We start from the raw sequence: 15,648 nt of genomic DNA on the forward strand, positions 1-15,648 counted from the left end.
GACAATATCCCCCAGGCCCATTTCCGCGCCATCCAGGCGGTCTGGGAGCACGGCGCCCGTATCCAAACCCAGTACGACCGCAAGGGTCCGTCCGGAGAATTCCTCGACCCGCCCAGCCGGGACGCCCGCGTGCTGATCGAGATCGCCGACCCGTTCGCCGAGCCGCGCTACCCGCCCATCCTTCACTCCGAGATCGGGGCCTACATCGCCGAGATCATGGGGGCCAAGGACCACCTGGTGCTCTCCATGCGCGAGCTGGCCACAGCGGTTGCCCAGGGCGGCGTGCCGGATGAGAAACGCTGGCCCTACACCTACTCCGGCCGTCTGCGCCGCTACCCCGACCTGATCGCGGCCGCGGCCTCGCTGGCGGCCGGCGTGTCCGGCAACCCGGCCGAGGCCCTGTTCGAGGCGCTGGACAACCGCACGATGAACCAGATCGAGCTGGCTATAACCCGTATCGCCGAGACCCCGCACTCGCGCCGGGCGGTGATGACCACCGCCATCCCGTTCATCGACAACTACCTGCGCGAGGACGTGCCCTGCCTGCGGGAGATACAGCTCCGGGCGCTGGAGGACGGCGACGGCGGGCTGGTGCTCAACATGAACACGTTCTGGCGCTCGCGCGACCTCTACAAGGCCTGGCCCGACAACGTTATCGCCCTCACGTTCCTGCAGGACTGGATCGCCCGTGAGATTGGCCGCCGCACCGGAGCGCCCTGCCGCACCGGCAGTTATGCCGATTACAGCGGCTCGCTGCACATCTACGGCAGCTATTTCAACGAGATCGAGGGCGACCCGTCTCGCGGCCTGCGCAGCTTTTTCGAGCGTCACGACGAGGCCGCGTTCGTGGGGATGTCCATGACCGGCGAGATGGCCCGCGACCTCCTGGTGCTGCCCGAGCTGAAAGACCTTCTGAGCGAGAACAAGATTGCGGAGTGGGGTTTCGGCCCGGAGCAGCAGCGGCTTATCGCCGCCCTGGCCGAGGACCTGGAGGCCGGGCGCAGCCGGGCCTGAGGCGGGTTTGCTTTCTCTGTCTGAAACAGCCAGACCCTTTGGGGTCGCGGCTGGAATGAGATTGCATCGTAATCCGGAAGAACAGGCGATGGGCAATTCATGAATCTGGCTATGCACATGTATAAACCACATACGACATTTTGTGGTTTAGGAAACGGGTGAAGCACGCAGTATTCTTTCAGTTGTTATTGGTTCAATAGCAACAGCTTGTTGAACGAGCCGATAGAAAAGCACTCCTCTGGAACGGGATGTCCGTCGATTGAAACGAAAGGTGAACTCGTCCAGGCAGTATTCCAAATGAGAACTACGAACAGCGCCCTGATGAGTACCCAGGAGCCAGCGCTTAAGCAAAGATGACACCCGCTTTACCATAGGCAAGGGATTATCTCCAATGCCAGACTCTTTACGGGCAACGGAATGGGTATATCCAAGGCTGCTCAGAAGCCCATAATGGCTAAAACCATCCGTTCGTACTACAGATCCAGGCTCAATGCGCGCTTGCACCGCTTGCGCCAAACTATTGCCGATGTATCAGACACGCGTAAAAGTCGGATTCGACCTATACGTCCAGCCTCTTCTTGGACCGCGATAACAACAGAAATTTTACCTGGCGTCCCACGGCCACGTTTTCCCAAGACCTTTTACCACCAATGTACGTCTCATCCACTTCAACTGCTCTCGAAAGACGGTCTCGGCCTGGGTGCACCATTGCCACACGCATTTTGACATAGTCCATGCAGTACAATAACTGCCAAGCCCCGGCGCGCGTTGAAGCCCAAGAGCACTTAGCCCTGCATTTTTTCAATAAATTCTCACGCCCTTCTTCCCCGCCCTCTTCTCCCACCCCGGCAGGGAGACTATCGGCCGGTAGTTGCTCTCGTTGTAGAGCGGCGGCCGCTTCGGGGCGTAAACACTGTCCGCGCCGCATTCCCGGTCCTGGGTGTAGATATAGAGCCACTGAGGGTCCCAGGTGATTATCTCATCCCGCGGATCGCCGGTCAGATCATGGACCTCGTAGGCCAGGTCCGGGTGGCCATCGGAGGGGAACTGCACCACGCAGCGGCCCCAGCCGTCATACAGCCCCCCGTCGCCGTCCGGGCTGGTGGACAGGCAGATCAGCTCGCTGCCGTCCCCGCGCCAGTTGACCGGCAGAACCGGCGAGCCGCCGTGGAACGGCTCGAAATGTATGATCTCGTCCCCGTTGCTGTCGTACAGGGTTATCATCCCCGGCTCGCCCCAGTAGTTGATGTTGCAGTATTCCAGCCCCGGGACATCCGGCCGGAAATTCCCCACAGTGGGGGTCTGGGCGTGTCCCACCCGGTGGTGCTTGAGCAGTTTGCCGCTGGCCAGGTCCACCACCGCCACCCCGTCATCGCTGGCCGAAATGAACACCCTGGGCGGCTTGCCGGCCAGGCTCAGGTCCGCGGCCAGGATACCGTCCGCGTGCTCCTGCAACTGGTCGTCCAGGGTCCAGAGCTGTTTGCCGTTGTCATCGAACAGCGAGTAGCCGATCAGCACCTCGTCCCTGCCGTCGTGGTCGTAATCGATGAACGACGGATAATGCGACAGGTTGGCCGTAGCGGTCCAGAGGGGCTTGAAATCGGTGGTGAAAGCCCAGAGGCGGGTGTGACGGTCCTTGATGATCACATCCTGGGGCTTGCCTGTGCCGCGCAGGTCGCAGAAAGCGAAGCAGTCGACATTCAGGAACGGCAGCAGGTCGCGGCGGTAGTAGTGGCTGTACTCGCGCCAGCTTGTCTCGTCCGGCAGGATTTTCGACTCCGGCACGCCGTAACGGGCCTTTTCCTTGCCGGTGCTTCCCTCCAGCACCTTGACCCACTCCCCGTCCGCGAAAATGACCTCACACTTCCCATCCCCATCCAGGTCGTGTATCTGCACGGCCGGATCGTAGCTCAGCCAGGCGTGGTCGGTGTCGGGCAGGCCCCACTGCCAGAGCAGATGGCCATCCAGGTCGATTGCGGTCAGGCAGCTCACCCGGTTGTAGTTGGCGTCGAAGAACGGGATGTTCTGGATGAGCAGGATATCCAGCCTCCCGTCCCCGTCCAGGTCGCCCAGGCGCAGGGCGCGGGCCGCCCCGAAATCCTCGATCTTGATCCGTTTCCAGACCACCGGTTGCGGGTTGGCGCGCCGCAGGCTGTCCAGAAGGATGTCGCGCCGCTGGACAAAGGCCTGATAGCGTTTGTCCTCGGCCTTTGTCGTGCCGACAGTGATGCCGTGGAAACGCGCCGGGCAGGTGGCGAACAGCCCCACCTTGCCGCTGTCGAAGCGTTTGTCGCGGGCCTGGAGCACCGGCCGGCCGTCGATAAAGCAGCTTATCCGGTCGCCGGAAGCCTCCACCCGCAGGCAGTAGCGCCGCATGGGGTCGGTGGCGAAATGCCCCGCGGCCAGCTCGTACCAGCCATCCTCGCGGAAACCCTTCTCCCCGTCCCGGGCGCGCAGGGTGAGCGTGTCCCCCGCTCCCAGGGCGAACAGGTAGTAGTGACGGCCGTTCTGGTAGCGGAACACCACCCCGTTCAGGTCGGTCCGGGTGAACGGCGTGACAGTCACCTCCGCGGCGTAGTCGCTCCAGTCACGGTCGCCGCGCACCAACATCGGGTAGATATAGTCATGGGTCCAGACCGAGCTGTTGTAGCCCAGATATTCGAGCACCCGGGCGCTGTCTGCCAGGAATATTTTCCATTCCTCGGGACCGCGGTTGTTGACCACCTCCCAGCCGCCCATGTACTCGCGCGGCACGTGGTGGTACTCGGGGAAGCCCGGCTTGACATACTCGCCGAACCTGCCCGGCGCGTAGCGCGAGAAATCGTCCCGGTCCAGGAGCGCGGGCGTGGCCACGGGTCCTTGCGCCACGGCCCGGGCCGCGTAAAGGCAGAGGAACATTGCGAACCCAATCCATGACATCCTGTGCATCCATCCTCCACGGCCCTGCCGGACCGGCTTCGATTCAGAGGCTCTTCAGCGCCGCCTCAAGACGGTCGCAGAAAGTGCGAAGAACCTTAATGCGGGCGAAATACTTGTCGTTGGCCTCGACCAGGGTCCAGGGCGCGATCTCGGTGCTGGTGCGGTCGATCATGTCGCAGACCGCGACCTCGTACTGCTCCCATTTGTCACGGTTGCGCCAGTCCTCCTCCGTGATCTTGAAATGCTTGAACGTGGTGTTCTCGCGCTCCTTGAACCGGGTGAGCTGCTCGTCCTTGCTGATCGCGAGCCAGAACTTGAGGATCACGGTGCGGTGACGGACAAGCTGCTCCTCGAAATCGTTCATCTCGCTGTAGGCGCGCATCCAGTCATGCTCGGAGCAGAACCCCTCGATCCGCTCGACCATTACCCGCCCGTACCAGGAGCGGTCGAAAACGGTGATCACGCCGCGGCGGGGAAGGTGGCGCCAGAAACGCCAGAGGTAGGGCTGGACACGTTCCTCCTCGGTGGGCGCGGCTATGGGGATCACCCGGTAGCAGCGGGCATCCAGAGCGCCGGTGACACGCCGGATCGCCCCGCCCTTACCCGCGGCGTCGTTGCCCTCGAACACGGCCACCATCGATATCTCATGGAACTTGGGGTGACGGGTGAGCAAGTTGAGCCGCCCCTGGTATTTCTCCAGCTCCCGGCGGTAGGCCTCCTTGTCCAGGCTCTGGCTCAGGTCCATGGCGCGCAGCACGTGCAGGTTGTCGATGGCCGGCATCAGGGGCGGAGTGGTGACCGCGGCCGCGGCCGGCTTGTCGTTTTTGGCCAGGCGGTGCTGAAGGGCCTGCAGAAGGCTTTTGCCCACGGTCAGGTGGCGGAAGCGCGGGTCGGTGCCCTCGACTATGGTCCAGGGGGATTCGGCCGTGCTGGTCTGACGGATCGCGTGCTCCCAGACCCGGCGGATAGTGTCGTACTGCTTGTGGTTCTTCCAGTCGTTATCGCTCACCCGCCAGCGGCTGTCCGGGTCTTTCTCCAGCTTGCGGAAACGCCGTTTCTGCTGCTCCTTGGACAGGTGCAGCCAGTATTTGAGTATCACCACCCCGTCATCCGAGAGCATCTTCTCCAGACGGTTGATACGCTCCATGGCCTGATCCAACTCGGAGTTGCCGGTCTGTTCCGAGACCCGGCGGCGGATCGGCTCGTTGTACCAGGACTCGACGAAAACGCCTATCTTGCCCTTGGGCGGCAGGGCGCGCCAGTAGCGCCACATCGGCGGGCGCTCCAGCTCCTCATCCGAGGGTGTGCCCATGGCGTTGGTCTGCACGTGGCGCGGATCGAGCCAGGCGTTGAGGACGCTCAAGGTTTCGCCCTTTCCGGCGCCATCCATGCCGGCCAGGATCAGGATCACCGCGAAACGGCCGCTCTTGACCGCTTCAAGCTGTGCATCGAGCAACTGCTCGCGCAGTACCGGCTCCTCCTGTTCGAAGGTTTTCTTGTCGATCTTGTGTCCCAGTTCCGCCGATTCGAACATCTGCGCCTCCTCCGGGATTGCCGGATGATTCAGGCGTCATGCCTCCATCGGGAGGAGGGTTCCCGGCGTGGATCGGTCTTATCCCTTCCGTTCAACACGAAGAGGTGGGGCCCACGCCCGGCCCGTGACAAATCAGGGATACGAGACAATCAGGCCGTCACAGCGCACGAGGCCCGGTGTTTCGATATGGTAGAGCGCCCGGTTGTCCTGGAAGAACATCTCGGGAGTCAGGCGCTTGCAGTCGGTCCTCTGCCCCAGGCTGTCGCTCCACAGGTAAGTTACCAGGATATCCCCCTTGACCTGGGCGGCGTCCTGCACCTTGAACTGCACCCGGTTGTCCCCCTCGAACAGTTGTGGCAGGGACATGATCCCGTTCTCGAAGAACGTGACTATGCGCAGGTCGCTCAGACCCACGGCCGAGGCCTGCCCGGCAGCGGCCAGCTTGAGGCGCAGACGGTAGCGGTAGGCGCCGTGGAAAGTGCTCCCGCCCTCGGCGGCATCCGTCCGGTCCAGCGTGACCAGGAACTCGCCCGGCTTGTCGGCCAGACTGCGCCAGGGCAGCCATTCGGCCTCCTGGACCGGCCCGCGGGGACTGGCAGCCTCGCTCTGCAACGACAGCTCCACTTTATCATCCTTGCCCCCCACCAGCGTACCGGCCACGAAACCGTCCACCAGGATATAGGGGCTGTAGAACTGGAGCACCCACTCGCCCGTGCCGCCATCGGCCGCAGGACGGATGAACGGAGCGGAGGCATAGGTTGCCAGACCCTCACCAGAGGCCTTGACCTCGTCCAGGTCGCCGCGCCACAGTTGCGGGCGATAGGTGATCTTACCCCAGGCCTGGCCCAGGGAGAGGTCGCCCTCCAGGTAGGAGGGGTAGCCCAGGCCGGACGGCACGCGTGTCATATAGGGGCGCATGAGCTTGTAATTCGGGTCGTTCTTCTCGCCATCCGCCCCGGTCATGCTGGCCCCGATCCGGTAGAAACGGCCCTCTGGCAGGAACATGTCCTTGTCGGCCTTGGGCACGTACCATTTTTTCATCCGGTTGTCCCACCAGCGCTCAATAGTGGCGCCGCGCGGCAGGCTGAAATTCATGTCGTGGCGCGGGGCGCCCAGGCGGTACTGACGGTCGCGGAACACCACCTCCGGCTCACCCCCGGCGGCGCGCCAGGCGTCCTCGGACTGGAACATCGGCTTGGGCTTCAGCCAGAGCAGGCGCTCGAACTCGTGCTGCGGGAACTCGACGAACGGACGGCAGCGGTTCCTGTAGCCGAGGTTCGCCCGCACGTTGCGGTCATCCCCCACGCCCTCCCAGTCCAGGATCCGGGCCTCCGGGGCGTCCCGCTCCAGCAGGTAATAGCCGTAGCGCGCGTCGAACGCCCCGAAGCGTCCCTCCATGCGGATACGGTACATAGTGTGGAAACCGCCGTTTTCGTGCATCACCACCACCCGGTCGGCTGCCAGGCTGTCGCCGGTGTACTCCTGCCAGAGGCCCTCGGCCACCAGACTGTGAGTGCTGCAATAGCCCCAGCCGTAGACGAACAGGTGCTTGTTGAGGTCGAAGACGAACTGCTCGCGGCCCCAGGGGCCCTCATAGGCGTGGGCCATGCCGCCCACGCCCTCGCACAGACGGTTGAACAGGCGCACCCACTTGAACAGGCTCACCGCCTTGTCCCGCTCGGAGCCGCCCTCCACCCCATCCAGCCGGAACGCATCCCGCAGCCAGACCAGGGCATCCGAGGTCTCGGGCCAGCGGTCCGCCACCACCAGCGGCCCCCGCACCTCGGCTTTGAGCGGCCCTGCCAGGGACAGACAGATACTCAATAGAAGCACCGCGATATAACCCGGCATCGACCTTCCTCCAGGTTTTTTGTCATAAAAAGTTGTAATAACAGGCATGGGAACAGTATACACACACCGACAGCCTGTCTGTCAAGTCCGAAATAAAACAGGCGCCGCCGGTCGGTGGGCTCAGTCGCGCGATTGAAGAGAAAACACGATGAAGTCGGTGCGTGGCGGCTCCAGGCCGGCCTGGCGCAGCGCCCGGGCGATCTGGCCGCGATGGTAGGTGCCGTGGTTGGCCACGTGGGCCATGATATCCGCCACCGGTGCGCTGAACTCCTCGCCTTTCGTGTTGCGGTAGTTCAGGATACGGAAGTACTCATCCTCCGGGTGGATCTGGATGAACTCGGTCCAGGCGCGCACGTTATCGGCCAGCAGGGGACGGCAGCCCTCCACCGGCAGCTCGGGGAACACGGCCAGGGAGTCGTTGTTGATGTGGCGCAGACGGTTGAGCCAGATTTTTTCGGCGGCCAGGACGTGGGCGAACAGCTTGAGCGGCGTCGGGTCGGACGGCGTATCGTGCTCCAGCACACCCAGCACGCGGCGGTTGGCCCAGGAATTGTACTGGAAAAGGCGCAGGAAATACTTTCTCATCCTTTTATCTCCTCTTTCAACGGCTCATCCAGCCGCCATCCACCACCAGGACATGCCCCTGAACGTAGGACGCGGCATCCGAGGCCAGAAACAGCGCCGCACCGGCCATGTCCTCCGGCTCGGCCCAGCGTCCCTGCGGAATACGCTCCAGTATCTGACGGTTGCGCAGCGGGTCGGCCTGGAGCGCGGCGGTGACCTCGGTGCGCACGTAACCCGGGGCCAGGGCGTTGACTGTAAGCCCCCGTCCAGCCCACTCGTTGGCCAGGGCGCGGGTGAGCCCCGCCACGGCGTGCTTGGCCGCGGCGTAGGCCGGCACGGTGATCCCGCCCTGGAAACTGAGCAGCGAGGCCACGTTGATTATCCGTCCATAGCCGCGCTCCAGCATCCGCCCACCCGCGGCGCGGCACAGACGGAACACGGCCTGGAGGTTCAGCTCCAGCACGAAATTCCAGTCCTCGTCGCTGAAGAATTCGGCTTTTTCCCGCCGCGTGGTCCCGGCGTTGTTTAGCAGGATATCCAGCCCGCCCAACTCTTTTTCCGTGGCCTCCACCACCTGCACCGCAGTCTCGGGCCGGGCCAGGTCGGCCTCCAGCACCAGGGCGCGCCGCCCCAGGGCCTCGACCTGCACCGCCACCTTTCGTAAAGCCGCGCCCGAGCGGCTCACCAGGGCCACATCCGCCCCGGCCTCGGCATAGCCCAGGGCGCAGGCCCGGCCGATCCCACGGCTGGCCCCGGTCACCAGCGCCCGTCGCCCGGCCAGGCTGAACTTGTCCAGTATCATCCATCCCTCCATTACAGTAATCGGAATTTTCCCGTGCAAACCGCAATCTAATAAAAGCCAGGGGCGGATTCAAGCCGCGGGCGCACCCCCAGGCCGAATCCGGAAATACAATCTTAACGGAAACCAGCCCCTTTACGTATAACCTGTGAGAACGTCAAACAGACAAATGTTCACCCGACGACAGGACAAGTGATATAATCAGGAAGCTTCTTAGCCGCGCTTGAATTCCTGAGAACAGAGCACCGGACCCACACGCGAAACGACCGGACCAGTGAACGACGAAAACGATCTGTTGATAAAGGATTTCCTTAACGGCGATCTGACGGCGTTCCGTGAGCTGATAGACTCGTACGCGCCGCGGGTCCAGGCCATCGCGTACCAGATGACCGGCGATTCCGAGGATTCCCAGGACATTGCGCAGGAGGTTTTCCTGCGGCTGTTCCGCACGCTGGACAGGTTCGATCCGAAATACAGTTTCAGCACCTGGCTGTACAGAATCACGGTCAATGTCTCGATCGATTATCTGCGGAAGCACCGCCGTCCGCAGGAGCGATCCCTGGAGGAAGTGGAAAAGGATTCCTCCCTGATCGATTGCGCCGACCCTCCCGGCAGCGAGCTGGAACGGAACGAGCTTAAGGGGGCTATCGAACGTCTGGCCGGAAACCTGAGCCTTAAGCAGAGAAAAGTGTTTGTCCTGCGGGGCCTTCAGGACTTCTCGACTTCGGAAACGGCTCAAATCCTGGGTTGCAGCCAAATTGCGGTAAGAGTTCACCTGGCTGCGGCCAGAGCGAGGGTGCGCGACGCGCTGCTGAGACACTACCCGGAGCTTGTCGAGTCAATCCCCACGGGGAGGAGGAAATAGAGATGCGCTGCCGTGAAGCTGAAAAACGGCTGGTCCTGTATGCCGCGGGCGATCTGCCCGCAAACGAGACCGCACTGTTGCTGTCCCACCTGGAGCACTGTGACTCGTGCCGGGCAGTTCTGGCGCGTCTGCAAGATACGCAGGCGGCGCTTGGGCGGATAGTCGCGGCCGACACGCCGGAGCCGCTGCCTGCGGATTTCTCCAGCCGAATCCTGCTGAAAGTGCTGGAGGAGAAAGCCGCGCGGCGCGGCAGGGCGTCCAGGACACGAAAGCTTTTCGGCTGGAGGCCGGCCCTGGCTCTGGGCGCGGCGGCAGTGGCGGTCTTTCTGGCCTGGGGGCCGGTGCACGAGATGATCCAGGCCCGGACCGGGTTCGCTGGCCTGATAGGCAGGACCGCAAGGCCGACCCGGACACTCAATCCCGGCGAAATCCTCTGGGGTGCGCAGATTCAACTGATCGGCAAGATACAGGGCCCCTGCCGCCTGAGCGACAAGCCCGAGCCTCCGGATGCTCCGGGAATCTATGCAATCCTGCACCGCCCGGACCCGGTGAACCGTCCGAACGTCTTTGCGGTGGACTATATCGGTCAGTGTCAACGGCTTGCCGCGTACACAGAATATCTGGCTGGACAGAAAGACACTCTGCTCACCCGGGCCGGGTCGGCGGACAGCCTGTTCGTGGTGTTCTACCCGATGCCTGAATCGAGCGAGCAGGAGCGGCTTGAGCTGAAAAACAGCCTGGCTGCCCGGTTCGAACCTTATCTCACTGACAAAGGAGGAGTGTAACGATGCGTAAGACAACTTTTTCAACACTGGCGCTGGTCACGGTGTTGCTTTTGGGCTGCGGCCCGGCCCTGTCTCTGCATTCTCTTTTCACCGATGAGGACGTGTCTTTTGACTCGGGGATAGTTGGAGTCTGGGGAGAAAAGAGAAGCGAATGCTGGACTATCCGCAAATCACCGAAAGGCAATACTTACGACTTTATCTATACTTCAGGTAAAGGTGGAACAATTATTGGTGAAGCGGACTCGCTGTCTTTCGTCGGCCGTCTGGTGAAAATCGGCGGCTATACGTTCATGGATATAACAACAAATGATTCCAATCTCGAATCTTTCTTGGCCATACCTGTGCATGCGTTTCTGCGCCTGTCCCTGGAGGGCGACAGCCTGGGGATCGCATATCTGGATGACGACTGGCTTAAGGATAATATCGAAAAGAATAAAATCCGGATCAAACACGAGCTGGTGGACGACGGCATTCTGTTGACCGCCTCCCCGAAAGAGCTTCAGGAACTGGTCAGAAGCTGCGCGGAGGACAAGAAGGCTTTCGACATGGAATACTCGCACCGTCTGAAATGACGGCCCGGAATGGAAGTCAAGATCGATAAACAAAACCGGCTCAGGCGGAACAACCCCTGAGCCGGTTTTTCAGCGGGTTCGATTCGACGGAGCGTTTCTCAGCTCTCCTGTCCCTCGTTCAGGCGCTGCAGACGGGGGCCCAGCTCGGCGCATTTGAAATAGTCAAGCAATGTGCCGTCCGGCTGCTGCACCTCGATGCGGGTAAAGACCATGTACCGGCAGGAGAAACCATCCTCGCGGCTGCGTCGGCAGTACACGGCCCGCGGAAGGCTGTTGCCCTCGCTGTCCGGCCAGAGCGCCGCCGAATCGTAAGGGCACCAGTCGACAATCGCGCGCAGGCTGCTGGCATAATCGGTGTTCATCAACTCAGGCATCCCGAACAACTCGGTCAGGGCCGCGATCACCTGGCGGACCTGGCCGCCGTGACGGTGCGCGATCACGGCCAGGGCGCCCAGGACTGGCACCAGCCCGCTGCGCCGGCTGAAACGCCGTCCGGGCCCCGCCTCCTGGTCGGCCCGGAACCCATAGCGCACGCTGTGCGGCAGGTCCGAGATCAGCTCATCCACCAGGTCGGCGAAATGAAAGACCAGGGTGTTGCGGTGGGTGCGCTCCTCAAGCAGCGGACGGTGATGGCTGGCCAGGATGTGCAGGATTTCGCCTTTCTGGTAGGGCGAGAGCCGGATATCGCTTTCCGTGAACAAGAGGGCGCTCTGTATCTGGTGGCGGGTGACAAAGCTCTCCAGCTCCTCGTGGCTCAACTCGTCCAGCGAGCGCTCACCCGAAAAGAACGGGGTGGACAGCAGGCTCAGGTCGTGCAGAAGGGCGGCCATGCCCAGGCTGGTCAAAGAGAAAGTGGTGCTTCCCAGCCGGATCGCCAGGGCCAGGGACAGAAGGGCGGCGCGGAAACTGTGTTCCAGGACCAGGGCGGTCGGGCTCTGCCCGGCCGGAGAGTTGAAGCGGTTGTCGTACAGGACCCGGATGATGTCCGGGTTGGAGACGATCGTCTCCATCACCCGCAACACCTTCTCCTCAAGCTCGTCCTGCAGAAGGTAATTGGGGGTTTCCTTCGCCTCGGTCACCTGCTTGAGGACCCGGTCGAGGTCGTGCTGCAACACGGTGCGCAGGGAACGCAGGGTGTCGAGGTCCTCTTTCACCCCGATCCGGTGGCTTACCGGCACGATCTGATCGGAGAACTTGCGGATCGACTGGATCAGGCGCTCATCCAGACCCTTGCCAGCCAGCTCGCGCTGAGTGATCAGGTAGCTGCCGGCCCGCAGCTCAATGTCCTTATTCAGGCGCATGCCCGGGACGAGGTGATCGGTATGGACGAACAACACATTCTCCCTGGGAGAGGACGACTTTGCACACGCAAAGCTATCATTCTATAACACTGAATCTAATAAATCCTTTTCGCAAGTCCCAATTCATTTTTTTCTCAAGTGTCTATTGCCTCACCCGCGCTGAGCCGACAATGACGCGCCGGCAAATCCGTCCCTAAAGCAGAAAAGGACAGGCCGGCAGTGCCGGCCTGTCCTCGACTCTTCAACCCGTGCTGCGCTCAGGGTACGGGGCGCAGACGGTAGGAGTATTCATACACCTGGCAGGGCAGGCAGTACTGCGGATGGGTCAGCGCCCCCCAGCTGTTGTCGCCGCCCACACCCATCTGCTTGTAGTCCACGTTCAGGTAGATTCCCTCCCGCGGACGCAGCTCATTGGGGTGGTCGGCCCGTTCCAGGTCCTGCGCGGTGTAGTGCGACGCGCCGAAACAGACCGCGGGCAGGCCCTCCACGATCAGCCCACCGCCCTTGCCGTTGGACAGCTTGAGCCAGCGCACGTCGGTCTTGTAGCCGTTTTCCTGCGGCCGCACGTAGGGGGCGAACTGGCCCGCCACGGTGCCGGAATACACCCCCAGAAAGGCGCCGGTGCAGCGGTCCTGGTAGTTTTCCTGGGGGCCGCGTCCGTACCATTCGATATTCTCGAAATCACCCGGAATGACCATCCGCATCCCGAAACGCGGCAGTTCCACCAGCTCGCGGCTGGGGGTGAAACGCACCTTCACCTCGATCTGGCCGGAGGCGCCCACGCGGTATTCGAGCAGATAATCGGCCTGGACCGCCGGCAGGTAGAGTTTAGCGCGCACGGTCACGCAAGAATCGCTCTCCTGCGCGGCCTCGAACGAGCGCAACTGCAGGATTGCGTTCGCCTTGCGCCAAAGGCCCAGCCGCACCGGCATCTCGTTGCCTTTGTCGTTATCCGTGTAGGCGCGCCAGAAATCGGGAGCCGGGCCGCCCAAAAGCAGGTTCTGGAACCCGATCTTCCAGGCGCTGATGAGTCCGCTCGTCGTATCGAACACCACGCGGAAATCCGGGCCGGCCACGATCAGGCTGTCGGCGGAGCGGCGGGTGACCAGGGTCCCCCCGGCCGGGCCCTCGCCCGGATAGGGCACTCCCCTGTCCGCGCCGCCGAACGGCAGACGCAACTGCTCGCTCGCCACCTCATGTCCGGCTGGGACCAGCGGGGCGGCCTCGCGGCGCACGAACCGCAGGTTGAGGAAATACTCATGGCCTGCGGCCCGGGCCGGGGCCTTGAACGGCACGTTGTACTGTCCGCTGGTGCGGGGTGCGAGCTTGAGCGCCGGCAGCTCGCCGCTCTGAACTGTCTTGCCGTCCTCCAGCACCTCCCAGCGCGCGGTCACGTAATCCAGCGGAATAAAGAAGTTACTGTTTGTGATTTCAATCTTGCCCTTAGCCAGGTCGACCGCGTGGACCTTGATGTTCTGGTAGACCTTTTTCACCTCGTACAGTCCCGGATGGGGCTTGCGGTCAGGCGTGACCAGGCCGTTGCAGCAGAAATTGCCGTCCGTGGGGTAATCGCCGAAATCGCCGCCATAGGCCCAGAACTGATGGCCCTGCGAATCGAAGCGCCGCAGGCCCTGATCCACCCAGTCCCAGATGCAGCCGCCCTGGAGCAGCGGGTAACGCTCGATCACGTCCCAGTAGTCCTGCAGGTTGCCGGTGGAGTTGCCCATGGCGTGGGCGTACTCGCACATGATGAAAGGCCGTGTCTGCGGTTTCTGCGCGTACTGCTCCAGTGTCTCGATGCTCGAATACATCAGGCTGATGATATCGGTGTTGCGCTCATATTCGGCCCGCTCGTAATGCACCGGGCGACCGGGGTCGCGCTGCTTGACCCAGTCGTAGGTGGCGTAGAAACAGACCCCGTTGCCGGCCTCGTTGCCCAGGGACCAGATGATGACCGAGGGATGGTTCTTGTCCCGCTCCACCATGCGCTCGGTGCGGTCCAGGTGTGCCTTGGTCCAGAGCGGGTTGTTGCCCAGGGTGGAATCGGGCTCGTAGCCCATGCCGTGCGACTCGATATTGGCCTCGTCGATCACGTAGATACCGTACTGGTCGCACAGGTCGTACCAGGTCTGGTTGTTCGGGTAGTGCGAGGTGCGCACGGTGTTGACATTGAACTGTTTCATCAGCCGGATGTCCTCGAGCATCCAGTCGCGGCTGATCGAGCGTCCCCGGTCGGGGTCGTGCTCGTGACGGTTGACGCCCTTGACCAGGATCGGCTGGCCGTTGACCAGCAACTGGCCACCCTTGATCTCCGAGCTGCGGAAACCCACCCGGGTGCAGAAAGCCTCGCTCACGGCGCCCTTTTCATCCTTCAGTTCGAGCACCAGGCTGTAAAGGTTGGGCGCCTCGGCCGACCACTTGGCCGGGTTTTTGACCGGGGTCGATGCGGTGAGGCGCAGCGACTCCCCGGCCGGGACCGGCTTGCCCGCGGCCGCAGCCAGACGGCAGACTGTCTGCCCCTTGGCATCCAGCAGGCTCAGCTCCACCGGACCCGAAGCGAGCGCCTCGGAGGAACTGTTGAGAAATTCCATTTCCACCCGCAGCGTGGCGTCGCGGTACTTGGGGTCCAGATCCGTGTGCACCTGCCAGTCGCGCAGGTGCAGCTTGGGCGTGGAGTAGAGATAGACATCCCGGTAGATGCCCCCGAAACGCCACATGTCCTGGCATTCCAGGTAGCTGCCGTCGCTCCAGCGGTAGACCTCCACCGCCAGGTCGTTCTTCCCGGGGCGCAGGAATGCGGTCAGGTCGAACTCGGCCGGGGTCATGCTGCCCTTGCTGAACCCCACTTTCTGGCCGTTGACCCAGAGGTAGAACGCCGACTTGACCCCCTCGAAGACTATATATATCTGCCGCCCGCTCCAGGCTTCCGGCAGCTCGAACTGCCTGCGGTAAGAGCCGACCGGGTTGTAGTCGGCCTGGATGTAGGGCGGGTTCTTCTTGAACTCGTAGGGGATGTTGACATAGATCGGGATGCCCCAACCCTGGAGCTCCCAGTTGCCCGGCACCTGGATCGTGCTCCAGCCGGAGATGTCGTAGTCCTCGCGGTAGAAATCCACGGGGCGCAGGTCGGGACGGCTGACATAGTTGAATTTCCAGGCCCCGTCGAGGCTCACGCACCAGGGCGAGCTCTCGTACGAGCCGGCCAGGGCGGCGTCACGGCCAGCGGCGGGCACGCTGCGCACGTGGGGCGGCTGACGGTTGATCCCGACAATCTGTGGGTTTTCCCAGTCGTGGGCCTCGGCGGCCAGGATTCCAGGCGCCGCGAGAAGCATCAGGATCACCCGGGAAAGCCTGCTCTTCGACCTGTTCATAATATCATCCTTTGCGTGATTCCAGGTTTTGGCTTTCATGACCTAAGTTAAAGCCGTTGCCATAAATAGGCTG

At 62.6% G+C, this 15,648-nt stretch carries 11 protein-coding genes and 2 pseudogenes; 4 read left to right on the forward strand and 9 right to left on the reverse strand.

What is annotated here, in order from left to right; translation table 11 throughout:
- On the forward strand, positions 1-1,014 hold a 1,014-nt coding region (locus LLH00_11245; protein MCE5271844.1), incomplete at its 5' end, for a thymidylate synthase.
- Between the two features lie 147 nt (positions 1,015-1,161).
- Here the strand turns inward: LLH00_11245 and LLH00_11250 are convergent.
- The 7 genes and pseudogenes from LLH00_11250 to LLH00_11280 all read right to left on the reverse strand — a co-directional run bounded on the left by LLH00_11250 (position 1,162) and on the right by LLH00_11280 (position 8,681).
- Positions 1,162-1,592: pseudogene (locus LLH00_11250) on the reverse strand (transposase).
- A gap of 65 nt (positions 1,593-1,657) precedes the next feature.
- Positions 1,658-1,806 (reverse strand): annotated as a pseudogene (locus LLH00_11255) (IS1595 family transposase).
- Between the two features lie 9 nt (positions 1,807-1,815).
- The gene (locus LLH00_11260) at positions 1,816-3,942 is read right to left on the reverse strand and encodes a hypothetical protein (protein ID MCE5271845.1); all 2,127 of its coding nucleotides are present in this window, start codon (positions 3,940-3,942) and stop codon (positions 1,816-1,818) included.
- 34 nt (positions 3,943-3,976) lie between these two features.
- Positions 3,977-5,467: a polyphosphate:AMP phosphotransferase gene (gene pap / locus LLH00_11265; GenBank protein MCE5271846.1), complete on the reverse strand. Its 1,491-nt coding sequence runs from the start codon at positions 5,465-5,467 to the stop codon at positions 3,977-3,979.
- 132 nt (positions 5,468-5,599) lie between these two features.
- On the reverse strand, positions 5,600-7,318 hold the full coding sequence (locus tag LLH00_11270) for a hypothetical protein (protein ID MCE5271847.1): 1,719 nt from the start codon (positions 7,316-7,318) through the stop codon (positions 5,600-5,602).
- 120 nt (positions 7,319-7,438) lie between these two features.
- Positions 7,439-7,903, reverse strand: a complete 465-nt coding sequence (locus tag LLH00_11275) for a hypothetical protein (protein ID MCE5271848.1) — start codon at positions 7,901-7,903, stop codon at positions 7,439-7,441.
- A 16-nt stretch (positions 7,904-7,919) separates the two neighbouring features.
- The gene (locus tag LLH00_11280; GenBank protein MCE5271849.1) at positions 7,920-8,681 is read right to left on the reverse strand and encodes an SDR family oxidoreductase; all 762 of its coding nucleotides are present in this window, start codon (positions 8,679-8,681) and stop codon (positions 7,920-7,922) included.
- Between the two features lie 274 nt (positions 8,682-8,955).
- Here LLH00_11280 and LLH00_11285 point away from each other — a divergent pair, with 274 nt between their 5' ends.
- Genes LLH00_11285 through LLH00_11295 form a run of 3 tightly spaced genes read left to right on the forward strand, consistent with a single transcriptional unit; the run spans position 8,956 to position 10,903 of the window.
- The gene (locus tag LLH00_11285) at positions 8,956-9,546 is read left to right on the forward strand and encodes an RNA polymerase sigma factor (protein ID MCE5271850.1); all 591 of its coding nucleotides are present in this window, start codon (positions 8,956-8,958) and stop codon (positions 9,544-9,546) included.
- A 2-nt stretch (positions 9,547-9,548) separates the two neighbouring features.
- Positions 9,549-10,331, forward strand: a complete 783-nt coding sequence (locus LLH00_11290; protein ID MCE5271851.1) for a zf-HC2 domain-containing protein — start codon at positions 9,549-9,551, stop codon at positions 10,329-10,331.
- A gap of 2 nt (positions 10,332-10,333) precedes the next feature.
- Positions 10,334-10,903, forward strand: coding sequence for a hypothetical protein (locus tag LLH00_11295; protein MCE5271852.1), 570 nt, complete (start codon positions 10,334-10,336; stop codon positions 10,901-10,903).
- Positions 10,904-11,001: 98 nt separating this feature from the next.
- On the opposite strand, the gene LLH00_11300 is transcribed toward LLH00_11295, so the two are convergent.
- Both LLH00_11300 and LLH00_11305 read right to left on the reverse strand, forming a co-directional pair.
- Positions 11,002-12,237, reverse strand: coding sequence for an HD domain-containing protein (locus LLH00_11300; protein MCE5271853.1), 1,236 nt, complete (start codon positions 12,235-12,237; stop codon positions 11,002-11,004).
- Positions 12,238-12,461: 224 nt separating this feature from the next.
- Positions 12,462-15,575, reverse strand: coding sequence for a DUF4981 domain-containing protein (locus LLH00_11305; protein MCE5271854.1), 3,114 nt, complete (start codon positions 15,573-15,575; stop codon positions 12,462-12,464).
- Positions 15,576-15,648: the final 73 nt, after the last annotated feature.

The sequence above is a fragment of the bacterium genome (assembly GCA_021372515.1).
Lineage (GTDB): Bacteria > Gemmatimonadota > Glassbacteria > GWA2-58-10 > GWA2-58-10 > JAJFUG01.

Bases quoted from the DNA above. Each gene is read 5' to 3' on its own strand.
- LLH00_11295 (MCE5271852.1), top strand. From the start codon at position 10,334: ATGCGTAAGACAACTTTTTCAACACTGGCGCTGGTCACGGTGTTGCTT.
- pap (MCE5271846.1), bottom strand. From the start codon at position 5,467: ATGTTCGAATCGGCGGAACTGGGACACAAGATCGACAAGAAAACCTTC.
- LLH00_11305 (MCE5271854.1), bottom strand. From the start codon at position 15,575: ATGAACAGGTCGAAGAGCAGGCTTTCCCGGGTGATCCTGATGCTTCTC.
- LLH00_11290 (MCE5271851.1), top strand. From the start codon at position 9,549: ATGCGCTGCCGTGAAGCTGAAAAACGGCTGGTCCTGTATGCCGCGGGC.
- LLH00_11275 (MCE5271848.1), bottom strand. From the start codon at position 7,903: ATGAGAAAGTATTTCCTGCGCCTTTTCCAGTACAATTCCTGGGCCAAC.
- LLH00_11260 (MCE5271845.1), bottom strand. From the start codon at position 3,942: ATGCACAGGATGTCATGGATTGGGTTCGCAATGTTCCTCTGCCTTTAC.
- LLH00_11270 (MCE5271847.1), bottom strand. From the start codon at position 7,318: ATGCCGGGTTATATCGCGGTGCTTCTATTGAGTATCTGTCTGTCCCTG.